Here is a 3,555-nt window from a genome sequence, read left to right as displayed (position 1 = left end):
GCGGATATCGGGGGATCCGGTGACGGGATCGCTTCGACCAGCCAGAACTTCGCGAAGGCCTTGATGCGATCGGGGCTCAACGTCTTCACGCATCGGCACTACCCGTCGCGGATCCGCGGCGGTCACACCTACACCGAGGTCCGCGCGTCGGCGGACCCCGTCGAATCCCGCGGCGACGGCTACAACTTCCTGCTCGCGCTGGGCGACTCGTTCGCCCGCAACCCGCAGGAGGGGGCCGTCTACGGGAACGAGGAGATCAAACCCCTCTCGGAGAACTTGGACGAGCTCCGCGAGGGCGGCGTCATCATCTACGACGAGGGGCTCTTAGACGCCTCGGAGATCCCGAACTTCGACGAGCGCGCCGAGGAGAACGACTGGCACGTCTTCCCCCTCGATCTCCGCGGACTCGCCCGCGACCAAGGCCGCGAGGTCATGCGCAACACCGCCGGCGTCGGCGCGACCTGCGCGATCACCGGGATGGACCTCGACCACGTCCAGGATCTCATGCGCGACGCGATGCCGGAGAAGATCCTCGAACCGAACCTCGAGATCCTCCAGATCGCGTACGATCAGGTTCGCGAGGAGTACGACGTGGACGCGCCGGACGTCTCCGTCCCGACCGGCAAACACGACGAGGAACAGCTGCTCATGTCCGGCTCGGACGCCATCGCCTACGGTGCCATCGACGAGGGGTGCCGGTTCATCTCCGGTTACCCGATGACGCCGTGGACCGAGGTGTTCACCATCATGACCAAGAACCTGCCGAAGCTCGGCGGGATCTCCGAGCAGGTCGAAGACGAGATCGCTGCGGCCGCGCTCGCGGTCGGCGCGTCGCACGCCGGCGTCAAGGCCATGTCCGGCTCCTCCGGCGGCGGGTTCGCGCTGATGTCTGAGCCGCTCGGACTCGCGGAGATGACGGAGACGCCCGTCGTCTTGGTCGAGGCGATGCGCGCCGGTCCCTCGACCGGGATGCCCACGAAGCCGGAGCAGTCCGACCTCGAACACGTGCTGTACACGTCGCAGGGCGACTCCCAGCGCGTCGTCTTAGCGCCGGGGACCGTCGAGGAGGCGTACGACCAGTCGCGGCTCGCCTTCCGGCTCGCCTACGAGTACCAGATCCCGTCGATCCTCCTGTACGACCAGAAGCTCGGCGGCGAGCTCGTGAACGTCCCGAAGAGCCACTTCGACCGCGAGCCGAACCCGACGCTCGGGAAGACGCTCTCGGAGGACGCGCTCTCCGAGCAGCCCCACAGCGAGGACGGGAAGTTCCACCGCTTCCAGCACGACGTCGACAACGGCGTCTCGCCGCGCTCGATCCCCGGTCAGAAGGGCGGTCGCTTCCTCGCGACCGGCAACGAGCACGACCCGACCGGCCACATCAGCGAGTCCCCGGACAACCGGGTCGCGCAGATCGACCGGCGGGCCCAGAAGCTGGCGGCGATCCGCGACGACCTCGACACGGTCGACACCGGCTCGTACGCCGGCCCCGAGGACGCCGAGTACGGCATCCTCACGTTCGGCAGCCAGCAGGGAACCGTCGAAGAGGCGGTCGGTCGCCTCAACGATGCCGGAATCTCGGTGAAGTCGTACGGTGTCTCCGACATGCTCCCGTTCCCGACCGAGCAGGTGGAGGCGTTCATCGAGAGCGTCGACGAGGTCCTCGTCGTCGAGATGACGGCGTCCGGACAGTTCCGCGGGCTCGTCCAGAAGAACCTCGGCCGCTACGGCGAGAAGCTGTCGAGCCTGCTGAAGTACAACGGGAACCCGTTCGAGCCGGCGGAGATCGTCGACGGGTTCGAGACCGCGATCGTCGAGGGCGACGGCGACGCGTCCGGCCATCAGACCACCTTCGTCCCAGCCGCAGGTGACTAACCAATGAGCACGTTTTCAGCGATCGGCGAGGAGCGAGAGATCGACCGCGACGAGTACACTCCCGGCGTGGAGCCGCAGCCGACCTGGTGTCCGGGCTGCGGTGACTTCAGCGTCCTGAAGGCGCTGAAGCAGGCGCTCCCGGAGGTCGGGCGCACGCCCGAGGAGACCCTGCTGTGTACCGGGATCGGCTGTTCGGGTAAGCTGAACAGCTACCTCGACACGTACGGCTTCCACACGATCCACGGGCGCTCGCTGCCCGTGGCCCGCGCCGCGAAGCTCGCGAACCCCGATCTCGAAGTGATCGCCGCCGGCGGCGACGGCGACGGCTACGGGATCGGCGGGAACCACTTCCTCCACACGGCCCGGGAGAACCACGACATGACGTACATCGTCTTCAACAACGAGATCTTCGGGCTCACGAAGGGACAGACCTCCCCGACGAGCCCCAAGGGTCACAAGTCGAAGACGCAGCCGTCCGGCAGCGCCAAGGAGCCGCTCAAGCCGCTCTCGCTGTCGCTGAACGCCGGCGCGTCCTACGTCGCCCGCACGGCCGCGGTCAATCCGAACCAGGCCAAAGAGATCATCGTCGAGGCGATCGAACACGACGGGTTCGCGCACGTCGACTTCCTCACCCAGTGTCCGACCTGGAACAAGGACGCGCGCCAGTACGTCCCGTACATCGACGTCAACGACTCCGACGACTACGAGTTCGACAAGACGGACCGCGTCGAGGCCGCCGAGATGATGCGAGAGACCGAGGAGTCGCTCCACGAGGGCGAGGTCCTCACCGGTCGCTTCTACGTCGACGAGGATCGTCCCTCCTACGGCGAGGAGAAGCAGGCGATCGGCGAGATGCCTGAGGAGCCGCTCGCCGAGCGCTACTGGGACGACGACTACGAGTGGGAGCGCTCCCACGATATGTTCCTCGACAAACACGCCTGAGCGGTCGCCGCAGCCGTTCACGGCGCAAGGCGCTCGTTTTCTGATTCGGAAGGTATTTTTTCATTGGAGACAACCATATACTCATGAGTACGGTATCGACGGAGGAACGGATCCTCTCTGTGTTAGAAGAGGACGCACAGGCGTCCTGCGGAGAGATCGCCGAGCGAGCCGACGTCTCGAAGCCGACGGTGCGGAAGTACATCGACCGCCTCGAAGACCGGGGTGTGATCGTCGGCTACTCGGCGGAGGTCGACCCGAAGAAGCTCTCCTCGCAGTCGATCGCCATGGTGGGGATGGACGTGGACTCGGGTCAGTACGTCGGGGCCACCCGGGAACTGAAGTCGCTCGACGAGGTCCAGGCGCTGTACACCTCCTCCGGCGACCACATGCTGATGGCCGAGGTGCGCGCCGGCGACGGCGACGAGCTCGGCGACGTCATCTCCGAGAAGCTGCTCGGGGTGGAGGGCGTGACCGCGGCACACCCGTCGTTCCTCCAAGAGCGGCTGAAGTGAGTCGATCCGGCGGTCGGCGGTCCCGCAGCCCGTTAGTCCCGCGTCTCAGCCGAGCGCCCGTGGGTCGGCGATGACGACCGATTCGTCACCCGCCGGGCTCCGGCACGTTCCGCGGCGCGTGAACCCGTGGGCGCTGAAGAACTCCTCGGCGCTGGGACGGTCTGAGGGAACCGTCGCGCGGAGCGTGTCGACCCCGCGACCGGCGAGGGCGTCGCCGACACGGGCGAGC

Annotated in this window: 3 protein-coding genes and 1 pseudogene; 3 read left to right on the top strand and 1 reads right to left on the bottom strand. The window is 66.9% G+C overall.

The window, feature by feature from the left end:
* The first annotated feature begins 6 nt into the window (after positions 1 to 6).
* The 3 genes from BN903_RS08390 to lrpA1 all read left to right on the top strand — a co-directional run bounded on the left by BN903_RS08390 (position 7) and on the right by lrpA1 (position 3,326).
* A complete protein-coding gene (locus tag BN903_RS08390) occupies positions 7 to 1,872 on the top strand; it encodes a 2-oxoacid:acceptor oxidoreductase subunit alpha (protein WP_048077416.1) in 1,866 nt (621 codons plus the stop codon).
* A 3-nt stretch (positions 1,873 to 1,875) separates the two neighbouring features.
* Positions 1,876 to 2,814 carry a thiamine pyrophosphate-dependent enzyme gene (locus BN903_RS08385; protein WP_048077321.1) on the top strand — a complete coding sequence of 313 codons (939 nt, stop codon included), beginning with the start codon at positions 1,876 to 1,878 and terminating at the stop codon, positions 2,812 to 2,814.
* Positions 2,815 to 2,897: 83 nt separating this feature from the next.
* Positions 2,898 to 3,326, top strand: a complete 429-nt coding sequence (lrpA1, locus tag BN903_RS08380; protein ID WP_048077320.1) for an HTH-type transcriptional regulator LrpA1 — start codon at positions 2,898 to 2,900, stop codon at positions 3,324 to 3,326.
* A gap of 45 nt (positions 3,327 to 3,371) precedes the next feature.
* On the opposite strand, the pseudogene BN903_RS18075 reads toward lrpA1, so the two are convergent.
* Positions 3,372 to 3,555, bottom strand: a pseudogene (locus tag BN903_RS18075) (GNAT family N-acetyltransferase); the annotation flags it as partial.

The sequence above is a fragment of the Halorubrum sp. AJ67 genome, from assembly GCF_000513435.1.
Note: the sequence above shows the minus strand (reverse complement) of the source record. Positions and strands in the feature narration are given on the sequence as shown.